Origin of the sequence: Maricaulis sp. (assembly GCF_030149425.1) — a bacterium.
Taxonomy (GTDB): domain Bacteria; phylum Pseudomonadota; class Alphaproteobacteria; order Caulobacterales; family Maricaulaceae; genus Maricaulis.
This window is the reverse complement of record NZ_JASBRQ010000052.1, coordinates 1-23,899: the sequence shown is the minus strand read 5'-3', so window position 1 is coordinate 23,899 and position 23,899 is coordinate 1. Positions and strand designations below refer to the sequence as shown.

Annotated in this window: 20 protein-coding genes; 11 read left to right on the top strand and 9 right to left on the bottom strand. The window is 63.5% G+C overall.

The features are described from left to right. Positions 1-18 precede the first annotated feature (18 nt). Positions 19-1,695 (bottom strand): hypothetical protein, encoded by a 1,677-nt coding sequence (locus tag Q1V57_RS08575; protein WP_300529662.1) that lies wholly within the window; start codon positions 1,693-1,695, stop codon positions 19-21. A gap of 205 nt (positions 1,696-1,900) precedes the next feature. On the opposite strand from Q1V57_RS08575, the gene Q1V57_RS08570 reads away from it, so the two are divergent. The 3 genes from Q1V57_RS08570 to Q1V57_RS08560 all read left to right on the top strand — a co-directional run bounded on the left by Q1V57_RS08570 (position 1,901) and on the right by Q1V57_RS08560 (position 6,111). Beyond that, a complete protein-coding gene (locus Q1V57_RS08570) occupies positions 1,901-2,374 on the top strand; it encodes an energy transducer TonB (protein WP_300529660.1) in 474 nt (157 codons plus the stop codon). A gap of 278 nt (positions 2,375-2,652) precedes the next feature. Continuing rightward, on the top strand, positions 2,653-5,130 hold the full coding sequence (locus Q1V57_RS08565; RefSeq protein WP_300529659.1) for a PAS domain-containing sensor histidine kinase: 2,478 nt from the start codon (positions 2,653-2,655) through the stop codon (positions 5,128-5,130). Positions 5,131-5,415: 285 nt separating this feature from the next. Continuing rightward, positions 5,416-6,111, top strand: a complete 696-nt coding sequence (locus Q1V57_RS08560) for a hypothetical protein (RefSeq protein ID WP_300529657.1) — start codon at positions 5,416-5,418, stop codon at positions 6,109-6,111. 125 nt (positions 6,112-6,236) lie between these two features. Here Q1V57_RS08560 and Q1V57_RS08555 read toward each other — a convergent pair whose 3' ends face one another. Further along, the gene (locus Q1V57_RS08555) at positions 6,237-6,557 is read right to left on the bottom strand and encodes a 2Fe-2S iron-sulfur cluster-binding protein (protein ID WP_300529655.1); all 321 of its coding nucleotides are present in this window, start codon (positions 6,555-6,557) and stop codon (positions 6,237-6,239) included. 26 nt (positions 6,558-6,583) lie between these two features. Between Q1V57_RS08555 and tsaE the strand changes: the two genes are divergently transcribed. The 6 genes from tsaE (at position 6,584) to trxA (ending at position 15,934) form a co-directional block, all read left to right on the top strand. Continuing rightward, positions 6,584-7,150: a tRNA (adenosine(37)-N6)-threonylcarbamoyltransferase complex ATPase subunit type 1 TsaE gene (tsaE, locus tag Q1V57_RS08550; RefSeq protein WP_300529653.1), complete on the top strand. Its 567-nt coding sequence runs from the start codon at positions 6,584-6,586 to the stop codon at positions 7,148-7,150. Next, on the top strand, positions 7,137-8,237 hold the full coding sequence (locus Q1V57_RS08545) for a phosphotransferase (protein ID WP_300529651.1): 1,101 nt from the start codon (positions 7,137-7,139) through the stop codon (positions 8,235-8,237). The genes tsaE and Q1V57_RS08545 overlap by 14 nt, the downstream gene beginning before the upstream one ends. After that, complete coding sequence (locus tag Q1V57_RS08540; RefSeq protein WP_300529649.1) at positions 8,234-8,947, top strand: nucleotidyltransferase family protein; 714 nt, start codon at positions 8,234-8,236, stop codon at positions 8,945-8,947. Before Q1V57_RS08545 ends, Q1V57_RS08540 begins: the two co-directional genes overlap by 4 nt. Continuing rightward, positions 8,944-12,012: a double-strand break repair protein AddB gene (addB, locus tag Q1V57_RS08535; RefSeq protein ID WP_300529647.1), complete on the top strand. Its 3,069-nt coding sequence runs from the start codon at positions 8,944-8,946 to the stop codon at positions 12,010-12,012. Before Q1V57_RS08540 ends, addB begins: the two co-directional genes overlap by 4 nt. After that, positions 12,009-15,527 (top strand): double-strand break repair helicase AddA, encoded by a 3,519-nt coding sequence (addA, locus tag Q1V57_RS08530; protein WP_300529645.1) that lies wholly within the window; start codon positions 12,009-12,011, stop codon positions 15,525-15,527. Before addB ends, addA begins: the two co-directional genes overlap by 4 nt. Before the next feature lie 83 nt (positions 15,528-15,610). Next, positions 15,611-15,934 carry a thioredoxin TrxA gene (trxA, locus tag Q1V57_RS08525; protein ID WP_300529643.1) on the top strand — a complete coding sequence of 108 codons (324 nt, stop codon included), beginning with the start codon at positions 15,611-15,613 and terminating at the stop codon, positions 15,932-15,934. 70 nt (positions 15,935-16,004) lie between these two features. Here trxA and Q1V57_RS08520 read toward each other — a convergent pair whose 3' ends face one another. The 5 genes from Q1V57_RS08520 to Q1V57_RS08500 all read right to left on the bottom strand — a co-directional run bounded on the left by Q1V57_RS08520 (position 16,005) and on the right by Q1V57_RS08500 (position 20,940). Beyond that, on the bottom strand, positions 16,005-17,249 hold the full coding sequence (locus tag Q1V57_RS08520) for a folylpolyglutamate synthase/dihydrofolate synthase family protein (protein WP_300529641.1): 1,245 nt from the start codon (positions 17,247-17,249) through the stop codon (positions 16,005-16,007). A gap of 73 nt (positions 17,250-17,322) precedes the next feature. Then, positions 17,323-18,237: an acetyl-CoA carboxylase, carboxyltransferase subunit beta gene (accD, locus tag Q1V57_RS08515; RefSeq protein ID WP_366145109.1), complete on the bottom strand. Its 915-nt coding sequence runs from the start codon at positions 18,235-18,237 to the stop codon at positions 17,323-17,325. A gap of 31 nt (positions 18,238-18,268) precedes the next feature. Further along, positions 18,269-19,057, bottom strand: coding sequence for a tryptophan synthase subunit alpha (trpA, locus tag Q1V57_RS08510; protein ID WP_300529637.1), 789 nt, complete (start codon positions 19,055-19,057; stop codon positions 18,269-18,271). Further along, entirely contained in the window at positions 19,057-20,289 is a 1,233-nt protein-coding gene (trpB, locus tag Q1V57_RS08505; protein ID WP_300529635.1) for a tryptophan synthase subunit beta, read from the bottom strand. Before trpB ends, trpA begins: the two co-directional genes overlap by 1 nt. Positions 20,290-20,298: 9 nt before the next feature. Then, entirely contained in the window at positions 20,299-20,940 is a 642-nt protein-coding gene (locus Q1V57_RS08500) for a phosphoribosylanthranilate isomerase (RefSeq protein WP_300529633.1), read from the bottom strand. Positions 20,941-21,105: 165 nt separating this feature from the next. Between Q1V57_RS08500 and Q1V57_RS08495 the strand changes: the two genes are divergently transcribed. Beyond that, on the top strand, positions 21,106-21,510 hold the full coding sequence (locus Q1V57_RS08495) for a hypothetical protein (RefSeq protein WP_300529631.1): 405 nt from the start codon (positions 21,106-21,108) through the stop codon (positions 21,508-21,510). 141 nt (positions 21,511-21,651) lie between these two features. Further along, entirely contained in the window at positions 21,652-22,587 is a 936-nt protein-coding gene (locus Q1V57_RS08490; RefSeq protein WP_300529629.1) for a hypothetical protein, read from the top strand. Between the two features lie 15 nt (positions 22,588-22,602). Here Q1V57_RS08490 and Q1V57_RS08485 read toward each other — a convergent pair whose 3' ends face one another. Beyond that, a complete protein-coding gene (locus Q1V57_RS08485; protein ID WP_300529627.1) occupies positions 22,603-23,325 on the bottom strand; it encodes a putative metalloprotease CJM1_0395 family protein in 723 nt (240 codons plus the stop codon). Positions 23,326-23,400: 75 nt separating this feature from the next. After that, positions 23,401-23,706 carry an integration host factor subunit beta gene (locus Q1V57_RS08480; protein WP_300529626.1) on the bottom strand — a complete coding sequence of 102 codons (306 nt, stop codon included), beginning with the start codon at positions 23,704-23,706 and terminating at the stop codon, positions 23,401-23,403. Positions 23,707-23,899 lie beyond the last annotated feature (193 nt).

The window sequence follows — 23,899 nt, the reverse complement described above, 5'->3', positions numbered from 1 at the left end:
GCGGAAATGGCCTCAGTGCTAGGACTGAGGCTCATCTTCCAGTTCGACCTCCGGTGCACCCGGTGCAAAGTCTGACGCTCCAGCATCATCCATCATCGGATCACCAGCATCATCGATCATCGGATCGTCAATCGGTGCGCCAAGCTCGGCCCCGGTCGCTGTTTCCGGCGCGGCCTCTTCAGCATCGGCCTGCATCGCCGGTTCAGCCTCAGCTTCGACCTCGACCGGTGCCGCTTCCATGACCGGCGCTTCGGCGGGTTCAGGCTGCTCGCTTTGCGTGGTGTCGGCCTCTGCAGCTGGTGCGTCCGTCGCCTCAGGGCTTTGCGGCTCCGTGGCTTCAGGCTCTACGGCCGTCGGCATGGGCGGCGGCGGTGCCACCGGCAAGGTGCGGTCGTCTTCCAGTTCCACGGTTTCGGCCTGGGTTTCGACCGTTTCGCTGACGGTCTCGACCGCGTCAGATCCTTCGGACTGGGCCTGTTCCTGCTGGCTCAGTGCAGCCGCTGCGGCGACCGCTTCCATCGACGGGAGATCATCTTCGGGCTCGTCCGTGGCGGCGGCTTCGACCGGTTGCGCGTCGACTTCATCAGCCGTTTCGACCGGCTCGGCTTCGGCGGCCGGCTCGGCCTCGGTTTCGGCGTCCTCGCTCGGGGCGATTTCGGCGCTGGCTTCAAGCGCGACGGGCTCAGCGGCTGCCGCTTCAACCGGAGCGGCTTCCGGGGCCGGCTCCATGACGGGCTCTCCCACCGGACCGGCCGGAGTTTCGGCCACAGCACTGCTGGCGCTGGTCTCCGGCTGCGACATTGCCATCGCGGCGCCGGCAGCGGTGACAGCGGCCATGGCCGGAGCGGTGCGCACTTCCTCCACCGGCGGGTTGCGCAAGACGTGTTCGGCGAGCTGTTCGACGCGGCTGTTGAGGCGGCCGCTATCGCGCACACGGTTGATGAAACCGCCCAGCATGAACAGCGCGATCGATGCGCCGATAATGGCCAAAGTGGCCTCCGCGCCGCCGAAAATCGCACCGGCGAGCACGGCGACGACCGCCAGGGCGGGGACATAGATCAGGCGCCAGGAGCGGGCCGAGAAGCTGACCAAGGCCATCAGCCCGGCCAGGCTGAACACGCCGATCTCGGTCAACAGGTTCATCGGCACAAAGCCGAGGCTCGACAAGGCGTCATTCAACCCGGTCGACAAACCGCTTTCCAGTCGCCAGCCGGCCAGGCCCGGGAATTGGGCTGCGAGGTCGGCATAGAGATCGAAACTGGGAATGCTCGCCATCATCGAGCGGTTGATCTCGGTCAGGAAGGTGTGCAGCAGCGGCCAGACCGAGGCCATGGCCACCAAGGTCAGGAAAACAATTGAAAGCCACCAGTTGAAGGTCCGCGTCACACCTGAGCGGGCCAGGACCGAGGTGGCCTCGGAAGCTGCGCGCATCCATACACCGCGCGAATGGTTGATGATGGCGACCGGACGGGAGCGGCGATTGGGGCCGGACTGGATCCGCAGAATGGTCGCGCTGTCACCGGGTGCCAAGGCGCTGGTCTGTTCCGCCAGCTTCACATCATGATCCATGCCATCGGTGTCGGTGATGCGGCCAATATGGGCATCGGACGCTGAAACCTGACCCGAGACTGTAAAGAAATCGACGCGGCGCGAGCCGTAGGTTTGCCCGGCATGGGCAGTCGGCAGCAGTGACATTTACTATACACCCTCAATAACCTATCGCTCGTTACGTGCAGAGAACGTGCCGTTGCGATAGCTTCCCACTGTCAGGGATCATACAAGTCCCGACGCCGAACAGGGAAGTTCTTAATCGCGCTTTAGGGTTTTTTTCCCTTCCGAGGCCGGACTTTGGGCGGTTTGAGTGCGCATGTGGTTGTGTAAGCTTACGGGAAATCGCGGTATGCGGGCATTATTGCTGTCTTTGACTTTGTGCGTGTCGGCCTGTGCCAGCCTGCCGGAGGTGGATTTGCCGGACCTGCCCGACCTGCCGGTACCCGGCGTTGAGGGTGATGTCCGCGACCGGCCTTTCATGCCGACCGGCGATTACCCGGTACCCCCTAATGTCGAGCGCCTGATCGGCCCGGAAGACTGCCGCGGCTCAACCCTTGCTGCCGTGAGTGCTGACCTGCCGCGCTATCCGGCGCGTGAATATGTGCGGGGCCGTCAGGGCTGGGTCGTGGTGCGCTTTGATGTCGCCCAACCCGGTGAGGTGGAGAATATCCGTATTGCCCGTTCGGTTCCCGGGGGCGGCTTCAACCGGGTTGCCCGTCAGGCTGTTTCTGACTGGCAATTTCAACCGCTTAGCGGTGTTGACCGGTTGCAGAACTGTGTCGTCATGTTCGAGTTCCGCGCCGGCGAAGTCCGTATCCGCTAGCGCCGCCGTTAACCTTTCATTAGGAAGTTTCCACAGCTTCGTGCAGGCCCGCTCCCGTCTCGCCGGCGGCGATTCAAAGCCTTGAGCCGACTCTGTTTTTTCGCTCAACCGGTTGTGGAAAAACCGGGTAATTGCCGCTTTCTCGGGCGGCTAGGAAAATAACTTATTTAGATTTTTGCGGGCGCAAGCATCGCCCGCGACTCGGCGCATCGCTATCATGGTGATTCGCGAGGGCCCGTATTTTTTGGTGGGGCCGGTCTTCGTGTAGGGCGGATTAGATGACCGGACAGACTTTCCAGTTTGCGACAATGATTGTCACATTCGGCGCCATGGCGTTCGCGCTCGTGGTCGGGATTTGGGCGTTTCGCAAGACAGCAGGCGCGCGTGCCGCGCAGGCTGTGTGGCGCCGCAAGCTCAACGATCTGGAAGATCGTATCGCCCGGGCCGACAGTATTTTCGGGGCTCACCCCGGACTTGTCCTGGTTTGGGACGAGCCGCCGTTTGAGGAAACTGCGACGGGCTGGGGCCAGCCGAAGATCTTCGGGTCTTCTGTGGCGCTCGCTTCGCTTTTGCGTTTTGCCGAGGCGACGGATGGTCCCGATCCGGCCGGCATTCTCATGGAAGGTCTCGCCGATTACGAAGCCCGCTCCTCCAGCGGTGACGAAACCACATTGCGCAAGCGCTTCCAGGACCTGATGCAACAGGGCCGGCCCTTCTCGCTGACGATTATCGGGCCGAGCGGGCGCTTCCTGGAAGTCGATGGCCGTGCGGCTGGAACGCAGCTGGTGGTCTGGCTGTCTGATTCCACCATTCGCGGCCTGGAAGAATCCGGTGCCCGCGGCCGTATCGAAGAAGCCCGCCGCCTGGTCAGCCAGGATCCGGTCGCTTTCCTCGACATGCTCGGCCGAGCGCCATTCCCGGCCTGGCGGACCAATGCCTCCGGCCGTATTGAATGGGCCAACCAGATTTATGTCGCCGCCATTGACCGCAAGGGCCTGGACGAGGTGCTGGGCGAACAGCTTCTGCTCGATAATGGCATGAAGGACCAGGCCGCCAAGGCCATCCAGGAGTCCAAGCCGGTCAGTGAGACGCGGATTGTTGTCATCAATGGTCGCCGCCGGGCGATGGAATTTCTCATCTTCCCGGTTTCCGGCGGCGCTGCCGGAATCGCCATCGACCAGACGGCGAGCGAGGAAGCCAAGGCCGACCTCAAGCGCTTCCGCCGCGCCCATGATGAAACCCTGCATCATATGGCCGAAGCCGTGGTCGTGTTCGACCGATCCAAGCGCTTGAGCTTCCACAACAAGGCCTTCAAGGCCTTGTTCAAGCTTGATGATGCCTGGCTCACCGAACGCCCGGGTCATGCCCAGTTGCTCGACCGCATGCGGGAAAAGCGCTTGCTCCCGGAACAGGCCGATTTCGCCCAGTGGAAGGCCGATGAGCTGGCCTATTATGACGCCTCGCCGAATGACGAGACGCCGGACGAGCTCTGGCCGCTGCCTGATGGCCGGACCCTGCGTATCGCCCGCCAGCGTCACCCGCTCGGCGGCCTGATGCTGATCTTCGAGGACAAGACGGACGAGCTGTCCTTGAAGGCGCGCTATAATACGCTGATCAATGTGCAGCGGGCGACCTTGGACAAGCTGCACGAGGCGGTGGCCGTGTTTGGCGCCAATGGCCGGTTGCAGCTCAATAACAATGCTTTTGAAGAGCTCTGGGGTTTCGAGCCGGATGAGCTCGATGGTCAACCTGATTTCGACACGGTGGCGGAAACCTGTGCCGGCCTGTTCGCCGATGACCGCATCTGGAATGACATCAAGGGCCGCGTCACCGATCCGAGCCCGCAGGCGCGTAAGCAGGTGACCGGTGAAATGCACCGCTCCGATGAACGCGTGCTGACCTATCTGACCCGGCCGCTGCCCGATGGCGCGACGCTGATCTGCTGGGATGATGTCACCGATAGCCGCCGCATTGAAGAAGCCCTGCGCGAACGGGCCGAGGCGCTTGAAGCCTCCGAGCGCATCAAGACCGAATTCGTCGAGCATGTGAGCTATCAGCTGCGCACGCCGCTGACGACGATTGGCGGTTATGCCGACATGCTGGCCCATGGCTTTGCCGGCGAGCTGACCGATCGCCAGAAAGAGCCAATGGCGGCGATACAGGCGGCCTCGGAGCATCTCGCCAAGCTGATCGATGATATTCTCGATGTCGCGGCGATTGATGCGGGCCAGCTTGAGCTCGATCTCGGCGATGTCGATATTGAAAGCGTCGCTCGCGAGAGCGCGGAACTCCTGGCCGCCCGCGCCGACCATAATTCGATCAAGCTCGATGTTGAGATCGACGGTCCGCTCGGCTTGCTGCGGGCTGATCGCAATCGCCTGAAACAGGTGACGATGAACCTCTTGTCCAACGCGCTGCGCCATGTCGAGCCGGGCGGCAATGTCACCATCGGCGCCCGCGCCCAGGGCGATGAAGTGACGCTCTGGGTGTCCGATGATGGTGAAGGTATTGCGCCGGACCAACAGGCCAAGGTGTTTGACCGTTTTGCTCGCGGTGAGCGCGGCGGCGCCGGCCTGGGGCTCGCCCTGGTGAAAGAGATCGCCCAGCTGCATGGCGGTTGGGTCGAGCTGCAATCAGAGCCGGGCAAGGGCACCAAGGTGGCTTGCCACCTGCCGATGGAAGCCAGCGGCAAGGGCGTGCCGCCGGAGCTTGGCCTGGTCAAGACGCCGGTCTCGTCCCTGGGTGAGACGATCTAGGCGACTAGCCGTTCCATTGGATTGAAGATTGAGGATTGGTAGCCTCAAGTCCTCTCATTGACAGAGCCGATCCCGTAGCAAATCCGCCACCGGTGTTTCTGATAACATCGCGACATCAAAGCATTATTCGTTATCGCTTCGATCTTGCGTGCAGCCAGGTGCGTGCAGTCTTCTGGACTGGTGCGATTCGCGCAAAAATTGCAATTATCAAAATATTCGCGAATAAATTTGTATCGGAGCTGTCTTTGAATAGTATTGCCTGGAACAAAATTGGGGGAGGTCCAGATGAGATGGGCTGGCTTTGTGCTAGCGATAGCCGCGTTCTTATGCGGCTGTGCTACGCCGCAATACAATCAAACCGTGGACGTCGAACAGTATAGCAATCCGCCACTTGGTGTCGTTGCAACCGTGCGAGTTGGCGATGAGATGCTTGCTCAGGGGAATATTCAGCGACAGCAAGGGATTAGCGTTTCACCTGGCACAACGGTTTCTGGATATACGTTTCACGGTGGTTTTTACATCCAGACGGGGTTCGATGACGAGTGGACCTACCACAGTTTCGCTCTCGGGCCGCGCGGAGCTGTTGCCGCGCCTGGTGGTACTGCATTCCTGGGGGCCGGTGCGTTTATGGACCCCCCGATGTCGATTCGAGCTGGAAAAGCCGAACAGCGTCTTTGCGTTATAACGGTGTTTAATCTTGCTTCCTGTCGTGACCGAGGGTTTGAGCGTTCGACACGTTCTGTATCCAGTGAGAACTCGTTTCAGCAAACGTTGATCTACAGCGGCCGCATCGGAAACAGGATCAACATTTCCTATCGCGAATCGACAGGGAATATGGCGCGTCCGGCTTTCACCAATGATGTTGAATATGACCTCAATGAATCTTCGATAATCGGATATCGAGGGGCAGAGTTGCGTGTTATCGATGCGACCAACACCTCGATCACTTACGAAGTGATCCGCAACTTCAATACGCCATGAGATCTCGTCCGACGCGTCGGATGGTATAGCCGTCTGAAGGCGGGCACTGATCAGGTTGAGGTCACACAAAAAACGCCCGGCCGGTTCGCACCAGCCGGGCGTTTTGCTGTTTCACCCTGAGCTGATTAGCCCTGGTGTTCCGGCATGCGGACGATCATGCCGTCCATGTCATCGGTGACCTTGATCTGGCAGGACAGGCGCGAGGTGTCCTGAACATGGTCGGCGAAGTCGAGCATGGATTCTTCCATGGCTTCGCGGGTGCCGGTCTTGTCGGTCCAGGCCGCGTCGATATAGACGTGGCAGGTGGCACAGGCACAGGCACCGCCGCAATCGGCGTCGATGCCGGGCACGAGATTACGCACAGCACCTTCCATTACCGTCAGCCCGGTGGCGACGTCATGGGTGTGCTCTTTTCCGTTATGTTCGATATAGGTGATCTTGGGCATGGGTCACTCCGCTCTTGGATACGGAAATGAACAGCGTTCACCGCGGAGTCAAGACAGGCTTTCACCGCTTGCCGTTGCGCGCGGGCTTCGCTAAGCGCTTGGACATGACCTCTCACTTGCCTCTTGCGCTTTGCAGCCTGGACGAAACCCGCGATTTCGGACGCCGTATCGCGGCTCGGCTCGGCGCTGGCGATGTCGTCTTCCTCACCGGTGGTCTCGGTGCCGGCAAGACCACACTCGCGCGGGCAATCATTGAGGCGTTGTGCGGTGTCAGCGATGCGCCAAGCCCAACCTACACCATCGTTCAGACCTATGAGACTGAATCTGGCACCCCCCTCTGGCATGCTGATCTTTATCGCATCGAGGAGGAGGCAGAGCTAGAGGAGTTGGGTCTCGACGACGCTTTTGAGGACGCCATCTGCCTGATTGAATGGCCTGACCGGCTCGGCGAATGGTGTCCACAGACACGGTTGGAGATCGACTTGTCGATGCCGGGCCAAGATGACAAAAACCAAGACGATAACGGTGCGCTAAAGCGCCAGGTCCGGATCACGGGCCGGGGAGATTGGGAGACACGCCTTGACGACATCTGAGCGCGCGGCCGCGCGGTCGGCCTTTATTGAGCGGGCCGGCTGGGGATCGGCTGAAGTCCGGCCTTTGAGCGGTGACGCTTCAACCCGCAGCTATGCCCGCCTGGTGGACGGCAAGCGCGAGGCCATCCTGATGGATGCTCCGGCCGGCGCGGAAGCCCCGGCCTGCCCGGTTGATGCGACGGCGCAAGAACGCGAAGCGCTTGGCTATAACGCCGTGGCCCGTCTGGCCGGGCCCAATCTGGCGGCTTTCGCCGGGCTTGCCCGGGCGCTGACCGAACGCGGTTTCTCGGCGCCGAAAATCCTGGCTGCCGATCTCGAGGACGGTTTCCTGATCCTGGAAGATCTCGGCGATGATCTTTACGCCCGCATCGTGCCGGACCAGATGCACGAGGGCACGGTCTACTCCCTCGCTGTCGACGCCCTGGCTGCGCTCTACCGCTCCAGCTTCGACCCGCAGCTGGACTATGACGGGCAGAACTGGACGGTGCAGGCCTATGACAGCGTCGCCTATATGGCCGAGCTCGACCTCTTCCTCGACTGGTTCCTGGAACGCTATGCCGAAGCACCGGTGAGCGATGCCGCCCGGGCGGAATGGCGCGAGATCTGGTCGACGGCGCTGGAACGTCTAGACGCCTGTGCGCCGGGCCTGGTGCTGCGCGACTTCCACGCTGAGAACCTGATTCATCTGCCTGACCGGGACGGCCATGCCCGTGTCGGCCTGCTCGATTTCCAGGACGCGCTGATGGGCCATCCGGCCTATGATCTCGTCTCCCTGCTGGAAGATGCGCGCCGCAATGTTGACCGCAAACTCATCGTGCCGCTGAAGGCCCGCTTCTGTGAGCAGGCGGGGATTGATGATGTGGCGGGCTTCGATGCCAGCTATGCCGTGCTCGGCGCCCAGCGCAATGCCAAGATTTTGGGCATTTTCGTCCGCCTTGCGGTGCGTGACGGCAAGCCGCGCTATCTCGATATGCTGCCGCATGTGGCGCGCCATTTTGTGGCCGACCTGCAGCATCCCGCCCTGATGCCGCTCTTGATGTGGGCCAAGACGCACGCCGATTGCGTGTTCAAGGAAGCGCACAAGTGATCGAGATCAAGACCGGCATGGCCCTGGCGGCGGGCCTGGGCACGCGCATGCGGCCTCTCACCAATGACCGCCCCAAAGCTCTGGTCGAGGTCGGCGGCAAGGCGCTGGTCGACTGGGCGCTGGACCGGTTCGCTGCGACCGGTGTGGACCGTGCCGTGGTCAATATCCACCATTTCGCCGATCGTATGGAACAGCATCTTGGCGGTTGGAGCGGTGCGCCTGCGGTGACCGTGTCCGATGAGCGCGACGAGGTGTTGGAAACCGGCGGTGGTGTGGCCAAGGCGCTGCCCTTGCTGGGTCAGGATCCGGTCTTCATCTCCAATATCGACGCCATCTGGGTTGATGAGGGTGAGCGTGAACTCGACCGCATGCGGGCGGCCTGGAAAGGTGATGAGATGGATGTTCTCCTCCTGCTCGCCCCGCTGGAACGCACGCTCGGCTTTGACGGGCCGGGGGATTTCTACCTCGGCGAGGACGGCCGGCTGGACTGGCGCGGCGATCGACCCTCGGCGCCCTATGCCTATGCCGGAGTGCAGATCCACAATCCGAAAATCATGTCGGGCCGCCCGGTAGCGCGCTATTCCATGACCGAGGTCTGGCGCGAGTTGATCCCGCAGGGCCGGGTCCGCGGACTGCCGATGACGTCATTCTGGATGCATGTCGGTGATCCCGAAGCCAGAGCCCAGGCGGAGGCGCGCCTGATCTCTTGACCGCTGCGCTGTTTGATACGCCCGCCCCGCGCATTTTCACCCTGGCGCCGGAGGCCGACCATCTCGCGGCTATCGCGGCACAGCTGGCGGCGGCCTATCCCGGTGATGCCCTGACCCGGCTGTTGATCCTGACCCCGACCCGCCGGGCCGCCAAGGCGCTCGGTGATGCCTTTGCCGATTTGTCGGGCAGCGGCGTGGCACTGCTGCCGCGGATCAAACCGCTTGGCGATATCGATGTCGATGATCCGCCCTTTGAGCCCGGTGAACTCGCCGGCCTTGCGCCGCCCGCCATACCCGGCGCCAAGCGAAAATTCGAACTGGCTCGCCTGGTCCTGGCCAAGGAAAAGGCGCTTGGCCGTCCGATCGGGCTGGCCGGTGCCCTGGTCTTGGCCGAACCGCTGGCGCAATTGCTCGATGATCTGGCCAATGAGGATGTCGAGGACCTTTCAGCGCTTGATGCTGAAGTGCTCGAGCACTTGCCGGAAGACCGGCGCGAGGCTTTCGAATTTCTCTCCATTCTCAACCAGGCCTGGCCGCAAAGACTGTCCGAGCTGGGCATGATGGACGCGGCCGCGCGGCGCGCCATGGTGCTACACGCCCTGGCCGACCGCTGGCAGGACCAGCCGCCGGATCATCCGGTCCTGGTGGTGGGCTCCACCGGCTCCATCCCCGCTGTGCGCCGCCTGATGCGGATCGTCGCCGGCCTGCGCGAGGGGGCTGTGGTGTTGCCCGGGTTTGACTGGGATGCCGATGAGGCAGTCTGGGCCGGTATCGATGAAGCCCATCCGCAATGGGCCATGCGGGCTTTCATCACCGAGGCGGGAACGACACCGTCCGGGGTCCGGCAATGGCCTGGCGCCGCGGAGAGCGAACCGGCCCGGGCCCGCCGCCTGTTGATCGCCGAGGCCTTGCGTCCCGCCAGCGCCACCGATGGCTGGCTTGGCCGTATCGGTCTGTTACGGGAGCAATATGGCGAGAACTTCTTCCACCAGGCGCTCGATGCGCTCAATCTGATCGAAGCACCGGACCCGCTGGCCGAGGCCCGGATCTGCGCGCTGCTCCTGCGCGAAACCCTGGAAGACCCCGCGGCCCGCGCCATCCTGGTGACGCCCGATCGGGCCCTGGCCCAGCGGGTGGCGGCGGAGATGACCCGGTTCGGGGTCCGGCTTGATGATTCCGGTGGCCTGCCCCTGGCCCAGTGCGCCAGCGGCGCTTTTCTCGACCGCTTGCTCGCCGTTGCCGAAGACCCGGGCAGCGTTGTCCGGCAATCCGCGCTCTGGGCCTCGCCCCTGTTCGCCGCCGGCCGCGCGCGCGGCGACACCCACACCGTCATGGCCAAGTTTGAGGCCGCGGCCCTGCGCGGGGCACGTCCCGGTTCCGATGTCGCTTCGCTTCGACGCCGGCTGGACAAATTCGGTGACCGCCTGTTCCCGGACGACCGGCATGCGGCCGGGGACATATTGGACACACTAGACGCGGCGATTGCGCGCTTACAGGCCACCGGAAATGCCCCGAAAGCGGACCCGGAGCGCACCGAAACCCGGACCATGGCGGACTGGGCCCGGTCCCATGCCGAGGCTGCAGAGGCGCTTGCCCGGGACGGTGAAACCCATGGTGCGCTGCGGCTCTGGCGCGGCGAAGGCGGGGAAAGCGCGGCCCTGCTGATGCGCGAGCTCATCCATGAAAGCGACGCCCTACCCGCCATGACCCTGGGCGAATACGCCGCTGCTTTCCGCGAGCTTCTGCGCGGCCGGCGGATACCGCCCAGCCTTGGTGTTCACCCGCGCCTGCAGATCCTCGGGCCGCTCGAAGCCCGGCTGATCCGGGCGGACCGGATCATCCTCGGCGGGCTCAATGAAGGGGTTTGGCCGCAAGGACCCAGCGCCGACCCCTGGATGTCGCGCCGAATGCGCGAAAGTGCCGGGCTGGGTGCGCCGGAGCGGCGCTATGGTCTTGCCGCACATGACTTTTCCCAGATCGCCGCAGCTGGTGGCGAAGTGTTCCTGACCCGCTCTGCCCGCGCCGATGGGGCGCCCACCGTCGCCTCGCGCTGGCTCTGGCGCCTGCAGACCCTGGCGCGCGGAGCCCTGGCTGAGGAGGCTGACAGCGCCCTGCGGCCGGAGGTGGACTATCTCGCCCTCGCCCGGGCCCTCGACCGGCCCGCCCACGCCCCCAAACCCGCCGCGCCGCCGCAGCCGCGCCCGCCGGTCAGCGCCCGGCCGCGAAAAATGTCGATCACGGAAATCCGTACCTGGGTGCGTGATCCCTACTCTATCTATGCCCGGCATTTGCTTGGCCTGCGGCCGCTCGATCCGGCCGACATGGTGCCCGGCCCGCGCGAGCGCGGCACCGCTTTGCATGATGCCCTGCAGGCCTGTGTTGAACGGTGGGTCGATGAGGTGCCGGCAAACGCGGTTGAGGAATTATGCCAAGAGGCCCGCTTGGCGCTGGTGGAGGCCGGATTTGCGCCGGAGGCACTGAGCCTTGAAATGCCACGCTTTGAACGCGCCGCGCGCTGGTTCGCCGACTGGGAAATCCAGCGGCGCAAAACCGGGCGCAAGCCGGCGGCGCTTGAAATCAAGGGTGTGATGACCCTGGAGGGGCCCGCCGGAGACTGGCAGTTGAGCGGACGCGCCGACCGTTTTGACCGCACACCTGATGGTCATCTGGAAACGCTTGACTACAAGACCGGAACCGCGCCCTCGGCCAAGATGGTCAAGGTGGGTTTCGAGCCGCAATTGCCGCTTACAGCAGCCATGGCGCAGCAGGCCGGTGTGTTCGACCGGCTCGAGCCGGGCGCGCCGTCTGCCCTGCTTTATCTCACCGTGTCCGGTAATAAGGAGGCGGGCCGGGAGACGCGGATCGACAAGGCCGACCCGGCCGAGGAACTTGCCCTCGATGCGTTGGAGAATTTGCGCAAGCTGATTGCCCGTTTCGACGATGAAAACGAAGCCTATCCGTCCCAGCCGCGGGCCCAGTACAAGGATGATTACGGCGACTTTGATCACCTTGCCCGGCGCGGCGAATGGGCCGTTGCCGCCAATGGTGAGGAGGGAGCGGAATGAGCGCCGGCTTTGATCCCGCCATCGTTGAAGCGGCGACCCGGGCGCAGCGCGATGCGGCGCGCCCGGATGTGCACGTCTTTGTCGAGGCTAATGCCGGTTCAGGCAAGACCCGGGTTCTGGTCGACCGCGTCGTCAATATCCTGCTCGATGGCACCGCGCCGGACCGCATTCTCTGTGTCACCTATACCAAGGCCGCCGCAGCGGAAATGAAGGAACGCCTGTTCGACCGGCTTGGAGCCTGGTCGGTGCTCGCCGACGAGGCATTGACCGGCGAGCTCACCAAGCTGCGCGGTCATGCCCCTGATGCCGGCAATCTGCCACGCGCCCGCAAGCTTTTCGCGCTGGCGCTGGAGACGCCAGGCGGGCTGAAAATCCAGACCATTCACGCCTTTTGTGAAAGCCTGCTGCGCCGTTTCCCGCTTGAAGCCGGCGCCCTGCCAGGTTTCCAGACGCTCGATGATGCAGCCCAGAAGGATATCGCCCAGACCGCCCGGCGACAGGCGCTAACGGCGATTTCACCGGATATTGTCCGCGTTCTGCTCGCCTCTGGTGGTGCCGAGGCGGTCGATCATCTGGTCGCTTGGGCGGATGGTCACCGGCATGATCTGCGCGCGAGCCTCGAACAGGGCAATGTTGTGGATGCGCTCTACGAGGTGCTGGATTGCGCACCGGGAGAGACGCCTGAAGCGGCCAAAAATGACGCCATGGCCGCTCTGCCCCGGGCCGAGCTGGACGCTGCCGCCCATGCCTTGCGCCATGATGGCGGCAAGCAGGACGCCGGCCGCGCCGATGCCATTGAGACGGCCCTGAGGGCCGGCGATATCGACCAGGCCTATCGCGCCTATCTGTCGGTTTTCTTTACCCGGAACGGCGAAGGGCACCGGGCCGCGCGGCTGGTCTCAGCCGCATGCTCCAAGGCGGCGCCCGCGGTTGCGCCGCTGATGGATGCGGAAGCCGAGCGCATGGAAACGGTCCGGCAAAATATCCGCACGCTCGAAGTCGCGGCTTCCAGTGCTGCGGCGCTGGAATTTGTTGCCCTCTACCTGGAACGACTGGATCAGGAGCGGGAGCGGCAGCGCGCGCTCGACTTTGATGATCTCATCGTCCTGGCCGGCAATCTTTTGAGCCCGGACAACGCCTTTTCCGGCTGGGTCGGCTACAAGCTCGATGCGGCCTTGATGCACGCCCTCGTGGACGAGGCCCAGGATACGGCGCCGCGGCAATGGGACATGATTGAAGGGCTGACCGCAGAGTTCTTTGCCGGTGAGGGCGCCCGCGCGGAAGAGCGCTCGCTGTTTATCGTCGGCGATGAGAAGCAGTCGATCTACTCCTTCCAGGGGGCCGAGCCGGCCCGCTTTGTTGCCGAAGGGGAAAGGCTTGAAGCCAAGGCGGCCGCTGCCGGTCTGCAAGCGGCCCGGCCCGGGCTCGATGTCTCCTTCCGCTCCGCTGCGCAGGTGCTTGAGGCTGTCGACCAGGTCTTCGCCGATACCGAGGTGAAATTCCTCGGTCCCGCCCCGGGGCGCCCGTTTTCACGCTACCAAGCGCACCAGGCCGCGCGTCAGGGCACGCCGGGCTGTGTAGAGCTCTGGCCGGCCTTGCCCCGCACCGAGCCGGAAGAGGTGAAGTCGATCTTTGATCCGGTCGACGCACAGCCCTTCGGATCGGCCCGCGATCGCCTGGCAGAAGCCCTGGCCCGCGAGATCAAGCGCATGCTCGATGATGGTGATGCGGTCTGGCAGGAGGCCGGCGGTCAATTCACGCCGCGGCCGGTCGAGCCGCGCGATATCGGCGTCCTGGTCTGGCGCCGGACCGGCGGTTTTGTCGAGGAGCTGATCCGTCAGCTCAAGCTGGCCGGGGTTCCGGTGGCCGGGGCCGACCGCATGCTCCTGAAGGAGCAAACCGTGGTCAAGGACCTGCTGGCACTGGGACGCCTGGCTGTGACCTCCAGTGATGACCTGGCGCTCGCGGAAGTCCTCAAATCGCCCTTCTTTGACGCCGATGATGGTGGGGTGCCGCTGATCGATGACGAGGCCCTGTTCGACCTGGCCCAGGCGCGGCCGACGAGTGATCGCGGCGGGCTGTGGCGGGCCCTGCTGACGACGACGGACAGCCGTTTCACCGAGGCCCGGGACGCGCTCAAGGCCTGGCGCGACAAGTCCGAGACCATCGGTGTCTATGCCCTGTATGCCGGTTTCCTCAATGCCCGTTCGGCAAGCGGTGAAACCCGCTGGGCCCGGGTCTTTGCCCGCTTGTCCGAAGAGGCGCGTGATGCGGCGGAGGAATTCCTCAACCGTGCCCTCGATCATGATCGGGAGGGCGGTGGCGCCCTGGCCAGTTTCATCGCTGCGATTGAACGCGAGGAAACCCCGGTCAAGCGCGAGCTGGCCAGTCAGCACAATGAAGTCCAGATCATGACGGTGCACGCCTCCAAGGGGCTGGAGCGGCCGGTGATCATCCTGCCTGACACAACCCGTTCGCCGCAAAGCGGCCGGGCGTCCTCCCTGTTTGCTCATGCCAAGGCCGGCCTGATCTGGTCGCCGCGCAAGGATGGAGACCCCGAGGTGGTGGCCGAGCTGCGCGAGACCATCCGCCAGAAACAACAGGCGGAACATCAGCGATTGCTTTATGTGGCGCTGACGCGGGCGCGCGACCGCCTGATCGTCTGCGGCTGGAAACAGGGGCGTGGCAGCGGCGCGATTGCCGAGGACAGCTGGTATACCCGCCTGGCCGAGCGCTGGTCGGGCGCGAATTGGGTGGCCTGTGAGACCCCTTTGTGCGGGCCTGAGGGCGAGAATCTGGGTGGTTTGCGTTTCGGTCCGGTGCCGGCGCGGCTCGGTCCTGCAGCACCCCCGCAAACGCGGAAAACGAGCCTGCCGGACTGGGCCGTCGCCATTCCTACCGCCGACGCCAGCACGGCGCGGCCGGCCGCGCCCTCGAGCCTGTTTGGCAGCGATGAGGAGGATGTCGCGGTCGTCTCGCCGCTGGCACCGGATGCCGGCTACCGTTTCCGCCGTGGTGATGTCATTCACAAACTCCTGGAAACCCTGCCCGACTTGCCGGTTGATCGCCGTGAGCGGGCGGCGGAGCGCTTTCTATCGGCCCAGAGCGATCTGTCTGAACAGATGCGGGCGCGGATCCATGAGGAAGTCTTCCACATTCTGGGTGATGCGGCCTATGCCCCGATTTTTGGGCCGGGCAGTCAGGCGGAGGTATCGCTGAGCGGTCAATTGGCCGGTCCAGCTGGAAAAGTTCTGGTTCGGGGTCAGGTCGACCGTTTGCGTATCACCGATCACGAAGTTCTGATCATCGACTATAAAACCAACCGCCCACCGCCGCAGACAGTCGCGGATGTGGCGCCGGTTTATCTTGGCCAGATGGCGACTTACCGGGCTTTGCTTGCGGCACTGCATCCGGGAAAACAGGTCCGTTGTGCCCTGCTCTGGACCGATACGGCGGACCTGATGGTCTTGCCCGACAGCCTTCTCGACACAGTTCCAATCGGGCTTCCCGCTTGACGTGACGGGCCTCGGTCCTTACCTCGGGCGCCATCGATGGAGTCCGGCGCGCCGGATTCGTCCCGAAGATAAGGAGTAGCCCCATGGCGACCAAACAGGTCAGCGATGACTCGTTCGAAACCGATGTGCTGAATTCCGGCGAACCGGTCCTGGTCGATTTCTGGGCGGAGTGGTGCGGACCGTGTAAGACGATCGCCCCTGCGCTGGACGAAATCGCGACGGAAATGTCCGGCCAGCTCACCGTGGCCAAGGTCAATATCGACGACCATCCGATGACGCCGGGCAAGTATGGCGTGCGCGGCATCCCGACCCTGATGATCTTCAAGGACGGCCAGGTGGCCTCCACCAAGGTCGGCATGATGGCGAAGGAAAAAATCGCCGAATGGGTGCGCGAAACCATCAGCTAAGCGCTGCCAGCCATGACAGGAAAAGCGGGCCGTTCCAGATCTGGAACGGCCCGTTTTCTTTGTGGCGATGTCAGCCGGCTGTCTTGTGCGGCGGTGCGCCGCCCAGGGCCAGGGCCTCGCCCGCCAGATAAAGCGAGCCGCCGATCAGAATGCGCGGCGGTGGCGAGGAACGGGCAGCAATGCGCATGGCCTGGATCAGGCCCGGTGCGGTTTCCGCCTTCAACCCCACCCGTTCGCAATCCTTGACCACATCATCGGCCGGCATGGAGGCCCCACGGCCGGTGTGGAACTCGACCGCGATCAGCTGGCGCGCCAGCCCTGCAAAATGCGTCGCCCAGGACTGCACGTCGCGATTGGCGGTAAAACCGGCGATGATGATCAGCGGCCGGTCCTCGCGCTCATCCATGTCGGCAAGGGCATGGGACAGGGCGCGAGCGGCGCTCTCATTGTGACCGCCATCGAGCCAGAGCTCGGCATTGGCGGACTTGGCGACCTCGCCGAGCGGGCCGCCGGTGATATTCTGCAGGCGACCGGGCCATTTCGCCTTGGCGATACCCTCAGCGACGGCTTCCTCCGGCCATTGCAGCACGGCGGCCGCCGCTGCGGCGGCGCCGGCATTGAGAATCTGGTGCGGCCCGAGAAGGCCAGGGGCCGGCAGATCCCAGACGCGGCTTTCATCTTCGTAGACGAGACGGCCATGCTGCGGGTAGGCGCGATAATCCTTGCCCCAGGCGAAGACCGGCGCACCGACGGTCGCCGCCTCCTCGCGCAAGGCCGCTTCCGCTTCCGCTTCCTGATTGCCGATCACCATCGGTACACCGAACTTGGCGATCCCCGCCTTCATGCGGGCGATCTTGTCCAGTGAGGTGCCGAGGAATTCCTGGTGATCCATGCTGACCGGTGTGATGATCGTCAGGGCCGGTTTGGCGATCACATTGGTGGCATCCGTGCGTCCGCCCAGCCCGACTTCCAGGATGAGCCGGTCTGCCGGGTGTTCGGAGAATAGAAGAAAGGCCGCCGCCGTCGTGATCTCGAAAAAGGTGATCGGCTCGCCAAAATTGGCCGCTTCGGCCCGTGCCAGCGCCTCGATCAGGGTGCGGTCATCAACCGGCTCACTGTCGAGCAGGATGCGTTCGTTGAAATTGACCAGGTGCGGCGAGGTGTAGATGTGGACGCGTTCGCCCTTGGCCCGCGCCATTTGCGCCAGGAAGGCGCAGGTCGATCCCTTGCCATTGGTCCCGGCGATGTGGATCGTCGGCGGCAATTGATCCTGCGGATTGCCCAATGTCGCCAAGAGGCGCTGCAGGCGCCCCATGGAGAGATCGATCTTTTTTGGGTGCAGCCGACCAAGCCGCGCAAGCGCGTCATCTAGCGCCTGACGCCTGGTACTAATGCTCCTCTCCCTGATCGACCACATGGTCGGCGGGAGGAGGTGTCAGCGCGGCAGGGGCTGACGATCCGGGTCGTTTCAGCATTACGCGTAACATGCGCGACAGCGTAGCCGGAATCTCGCGACGATGCACGACTTTATCGACCATGCCCTTTTCCAGCAGGTATTCGGAGCGCTGGAAGCCTTCCGGCAGTTTCTCGCGGATGGTCTGTTCGATCACGCGCGGTCCGGCAAAACCGATCAGGGCGCCCGGCTCGGCAATATGGACATCGCCCAGCATGGCGTAGGAGGCGGTTACGCCGCCCGTGGTCGGGTCGGTGAGGACGACGATATAGGGTAGGCCGGCTTCGCGCAGCATTTCCACGGCGATGGTCGTGCGCGGCATCTGCATCAGCGACAGCGCGCCTTCCTGCATGCGGGCACCACCGGCAGCGGTGAACACGACAAGCGGCGTGCGGCGCTTCACAGCGGCTTCGGCAGCAGTGATGAAGGCTTCACCGGCGGCCATGCCCAGCGAGCCACCCATGAAGGCGAAATTCTGCACCAGGACGACGCTTTCCACGCCGCCGATTTCACCCACGCCTATGGCCATGGCGTCATCGCGCCCGGTTTTCTTGCGGGCTGCAGCGATGCGCGAGCTATAGGGTTTGTCGTCGCGGAATTTGAGCGGGTCCTTGGGCACTTCCGGCGTGTCGAGCTCTTCGAAATCACCATCAAAGGTGAACTGGAAGCGCCAGGCTGGGCCGATACGCATGTGATGGCCGGCCGGGGTCACGAAGAGACCGGCTTCGAGATCCTTGTGGAAGACCATTTCATCGGAAATGGGGCATTTGACCCAGAGATTGTCCGGCGTGTCGCGCTTGGAGAAAATCTTCGACATCCCCGGCGGGGTCAGTTTGGACAACCAGTTCATTTCCGCGTCCCGATCTTTCATCGGCCCTATCTCACTTTTTCGCGCCGTGGGCGGCCTGAGACAGGGTGTGTACCAACTCAGTGGCGGCTGCAACACCACCCTCATGCATCGCGTCGACAATTGCCGACCCGACAACGACTGCATCGGCCTCTGCCGCAATCGCCGCCGACTGCTCCGGCGTGCGAACACCGAAGCCGACCACGACCGGCAGACCCGAGGCGGTCTTGACCCGCGAGACCGCGGTTCCGACCTCTTGGGCCACACCCGAAGCCGCGCCGGTCACACCCGTCGTCGATACGTAATAAACGAAGCCGGAGGTGTTTTCGACCACTGTTTCCAGCCGCTTATCGTCCGTCGTCGGGGTGGCGAGACGGATCAGGGCAATGCCGTGCTGACCCAGTGCCTCGCGCAATTCGCCATCTTCTTCCGGCGGAATGTCGACGCAAATAAGGCCATCCACCCCGGCCTTCTCGGCCTGACGGGCGAAATTCTCGAAACCCATATGGTGGATCGGGTTGGCATAGCCCATCAGCACCAGCGGCGTATCGGTGTCGTGTTCGCGGAATTTCGCCGCCTGGTCGAATACGCCTTTCAGCGTCATGCCGGCGTCCAGCGCACGCAGGGCCGAGGCCTGGATCGAGGGGCCGTCGGCCATCGGATCGGTGAACGGCATGCCCAGCTCGATGACATCGGCACCGGCCTCCGGCAAGGCGTTCAACAGCGCCTGGCTGTCGCCATCGCCGGCCATCATATAGGCGACGAAACCGGGGCGGCCATAGGCTTCGAGCTCGTTGAAACGGGTGGTGATACGGTTGGTCATTAGAGTTTCACCCCAAGCATTTCAGCCACTTGCGGCACATCCTTGTCGCCGCGGCCGCACATATTCATCAAGATCAGCCCGTCCGGACCCAGCTCCTTGGCGAGGTCGCGGACGCGGGCGAGGGCGTGGGCGGGTTCAAGCGCAGGGATAATGCCTTCCAGCTTGGTGCAGAGCTGGAACATCTCCATCGCTTCCTCATCCGTCGCCGAGACGTATTCGGCGCGCTTGGCGTCGTGCAGGAAGGCATGTTCCGGGCCGATGCCGGGATAATCCAGGCCCGCCGAGATCGAGTGGGCATCGATGATCTGGCCGTCATCATCCTGCAAGAGATAGGTCTTGTTGCCATGCAAAATGCCCGGCTCACCGCCCTTGAGCGAAGCGGCATGCTGACCGGTCTCAATGCCATGGCCGGCGGCCTCGACGCCGATCAGGCGCACGCTTTCATCCTCGATGAAGGGGTGGAACAGCCCCATCGCATTCGAACCCCCACCGATACAGGCGACCGCCGCGTCGGGCAGACGGCCGAGGCGGTCGAGCATCTGGGCGCGGGCTTCGCGGCCGATAATAGACTGGAAATCGCGCACCATGGCCGGATAGGGGTGCGGGCCGGCGACGGTACCGATGACGTAGAATGTGTCCGAAACATTCGTCACCCAGTCGCGCAGGGCCTCATTCATGGCGTCCTTGAGCGTACCGGTTCCCGAAGTGACCGGCACGACTTCCGCGCCCAAAAGCTTCATGCGGAAGACGTTCGGTGCCTGTCGCTCGACATCGGTGGCGCCCATGAAGACGGTGCAGGGAATGCCGAAACGTGCAGCAACCGTCGCGGTGGCAACGCCATGCTGGCCGGCACCGGTCTCGGCAATAATGCGGGTCTTGCCCATGCGCTTGGCGAGGAGAACCTGGCCAAGGCAGTTATTGATCTTGTGGCTGCCGGTATGATTGAGCTCGTCGCGCTTGAGCCAGATCTTGGCGCCGCCGAATGCCTCGGTCAGGCGTTCGGCAAAATAGATCGGGCTCGGCTTGCCGACATAATCGCGCAGGAATTCTTCCATCTCACGCTGGAAATTGACGTCGCGCTTGGCGTCCTCATAAGCCGCTTCCAGCTCGAGAATGTTGGGCATCAGCGTCTCGGCGACGAAACGTCCGCCATAATCGCCAAAACGGCCGCGCGCATCCGGCCAGGCCGAGAGCGCATTGGGACGGGTGTCGGCAGATGCTCTATCGCTCATGGCTCTCTCCTAGGGGGTCTGCGGCGCCAGCGCGCCAGCGAAGTCTTTCATCAATTCAGCACTCTTGATGCCCGGCGCAGTCTCGATCCCGGAAGAGACGTCGACCGCTTGTGCGCCTGCAGCATTTACAGCGGCCAGAACATTGGTCGGGCTAAGCCCGCCGGACAAGAGCCAGGGTGAGGAAAGTCTCAGCTTTTTCAGTATTGAATAGTCATATCCTTGACCCCAGCCGCCGGGGCGATCGGCGCCTTTGGGTGGTTTGGCGTCGAACAGGAGCCAGTCGGCGACCCCGTCAAAGGGTTTCGCAGCTGCGAGATCGGCGTCCTCGGCCACCGGCAAGGCCTTGATAATGCCCCGCTTTGCATAGCCGCGCGCTGCGATCACGCGCTGCGGGTCTTCCTGGCCGTGCAGCTGGATCCAGTCCGGCTGCATGGCGTCGCGGATCTGGGCCAGCAGATCGTCATCCGCATTGACGGTCACGGCGACGGTTTCGGTGCCCTGCGCCAGATGCGCCAGCTCACCTGCCAGCGCCGGGGAGACATGACGCGGGCTGGGCGGAAACACCACATAACCCGTCCAGCGCGCACCGGCTTCACGCGCGGCGGCGACATCACTGCCGGTCTTGAGGCCGCAGAATTTGATCTCGGTCATAACCCTCACCTTCTGATGCAAGGGTATAGCTCCCTTTTCCCGACCGGCCAGCCCCGGCGGGCACGTCCGGCCCCCCGGTTAGGGCTAGCTTGTCTGTGCAATTGTGCCGCAAGGGCCTGTTCCGGACACTGTCTGGCACCCGTCAGCCAAGCAGGAGCCTGCACCATGTATGATGATCTCTTGTATGAGGATGAGCTGGAACTCGACGAGATCGACGAAATGTCGGTCACGCAAACTGCCGGCGGTCTGGCGCAGGCCTTTTACGGCCGGGTCGCCAATGAAATGAAGGGACGCCTGGCCCTGGCCGTATCGCGCGGCCGGTCCGGATACGCCCAGGTCTGGCGCCTGCTCAGCAATGCCGGTGCGTCCCAACTCAACTACCAGATCATGCGCCTGGCCTATGAAATGATGGCGGCCCGCAACCCGCAAATGCGTCAGAGCTCCCAGGGTATCGGCGTGCTCCAGAGCGCTGCGCGGCAGATCGCCGGACGCCTGGGCGCGAGCTTGCGCCGCCAGCGCCATGTCTTCCTGCTCCGCTTCTCGCAGCCGCGGCCGGGGATGGTGAATTAGACCGCTTATCCTCTCTTGGTGTTTGGCGCGGATGGGCCGCCTTGGCTGCTCGGCTTGACCTCCCGCGATGCCCGGGGCTGGATTTCGAGGTTCGAAAACAATTATAAGTAGCTGGCTAAATCATCACACTGGGAGGGGTGAATGGCTGGCGCTGTCGTTGTGCTCGTGTTTCACGGGATCGGAACTTACCGGGACAAGTTCGGGACCAAGAAGAGTTTTGACCGGCCGCTTTGGGACGGTCTCTATCGCCGCATGGGCGAGGTGCTGGAAAAGGATGTGATCTGGGCCCCGGTCTTGTGGAGCCTGGAAGATCTGGAAGCCTACCAGAAAGACCTGATCAAGGAGCGCAAGGACTGGAAACGACTGTTCGGTTTTGTTGCCTCTGCGCTGGCCGATGCGTCTGCCTACCAGATGCTCGCCCTGGATCACGAGAACCGCAAAGGGTCGAATTATTATCGTGTCCAGCGCACGGTCTATGGCGCGCTACGCGGCGCCGCGGCGCGCGCGGAGGCGCTCGGCCATGAGCTCGACAAGACCCCGATCCTCGCCGTCTGCCAGTCCATGGGCTGTCATATCCTGTCCAGCTATGCCTGGGATGTCCGTCAGCACCCTGAGCGCATTTTCGATGAGGGAGAGGAGGTCGAGTACGCGTCCTTCGCCACACTCGAAAATCTCGCCTCAGCGGTCTTCACCGGGTGCAATCTGCCGCTGCTGACCGCCGGCATCCCGGTTGAACGCAAGGTGCCGCTCAGGATTACCCGTAATTCCGCTAAATGGGGCCGGGCGCAGCGTTGGCTCAACTTCTATGATCCCGACGATGTTCTGGGCTATCCGCTGGAAGAAGAATTTGCCGCCTATTGGGGTGGCCGGCATCCGGACCAGGAGCAACTCCTGGCCGAACGCGGTCGCGACCCTGACGCCGAGGTCTGGGTCAAGGACACGGAATACGAGATGCGCACGGTGCTCGGCCTGCCGACGCCGACCGGTATGTCGCCATTTGTCCATAACGAATACTGGCGCTCCGGCGAGGTCCTGTCCGCCGTCGAGCACGCGATACGCGCCTTGCTTGAGCGATGAGGCCGCAGGGGCGGTCTAGGCGACCAGAGCCGTGATCGCCCTGGAGGGCTGCGCATAGGCATTGGCAGCATAGGCCGTCATGTCCGTCGGTGCTGCCACCGCCGGGTTGGCCGGGCCGGTCCTGCTCGCCTCGTCCTGCTGGCGCATCTCGGCCAGTTGCGCGTTGATGTCCGGGCTGAGCTGATCCTGGGGGTCTTTCGGCGCGTTGGGGTCGGCTTCTTCCGCCTTCTGCGCGTTCAGCTCGGCCCGGGCCTTGGCGGACTTGGCGTCGGCCATCGCCGCGACCTTGCGGTCCTGGCCCGAGGGTTCGGCCGGGGCGAGCGCAGCGGCTTTGACGATGCGCATTTTCTCGATCGTCGCGGCCGGATCGCCGGGAATTTCGCTGGCATCGATCGGAACTTCGCCGCCAACGGCGTATTGTTTGCCATCCGGCCCGCGTTGATAGTCATAGCTGATGGCGCCGGTATATTGCCCGCCGACCGCCTTGTGAGCCTGTTCATGGGCGCGGACCTCACGGTCGCGGGCGGCCAGCTTGTTGACCTGTTTCTGCTCCGCGTCAGAGAGGGTGAAGGCGTCCTTGTTGTCGGTCTGGGTGGAGAGTTTGTCGCCGCAGCCCTGACAACTGCCCGAGCCACAATTGGAGCAGCCCGAGGCAACGCTTTTCGATTGAGAAGCGTTCGGCGACGCCGGCTGCGGCGTCGGCGGTACATAACCGGAATACGCGGATATGGCGGACATCGCCTGAAATTATCGGCTTATCCGCTTAAGAGGATGTGAATTGGTAGCGTTAAGCGGGGGTTCCCGCCTTGCAGGCTAGGCGATCTCGGGCGCGGTCTCGCGCGAGGCATCGACGCGTTCGCGCAGCTCTTTGCCGGTCTTGAAGAAGGGTACGTGCTTCTCCTTGACCGATACGCTTTCACCGGTGCGCGGATTGCGGCCGGTCCGGGCCGGTCGACGTCGCACGGAAAAGGCGCCAAAGCCACGCAGCTCCACCCGCTCGCCGCGCGCGAGCGCATCGGTAATGCCATCAAGGATCGTGTTGACGACCCGCTCGACATCGCGGTGGTAGAGATGCGGGTTCGCTTCCGCCAGACGATCGATCAGTTCGGACTTGATCATGCCGTGTCTCCAATTGTCCCGGTCTTCAAAACTGCCCCTTGCGAGGGGGCCCGTCAACGCATGATGACAAAAAAATCGGCCGGAGCGAGGCTCCGGCCGATCAATTTTTATGCGTTGTGACGCTTGAGCTTAGGACTCTTTGTCACCCTCGTTCTCGCGCAGAGCCGCGCCGAGGATGTCGCCGAGCGATGCG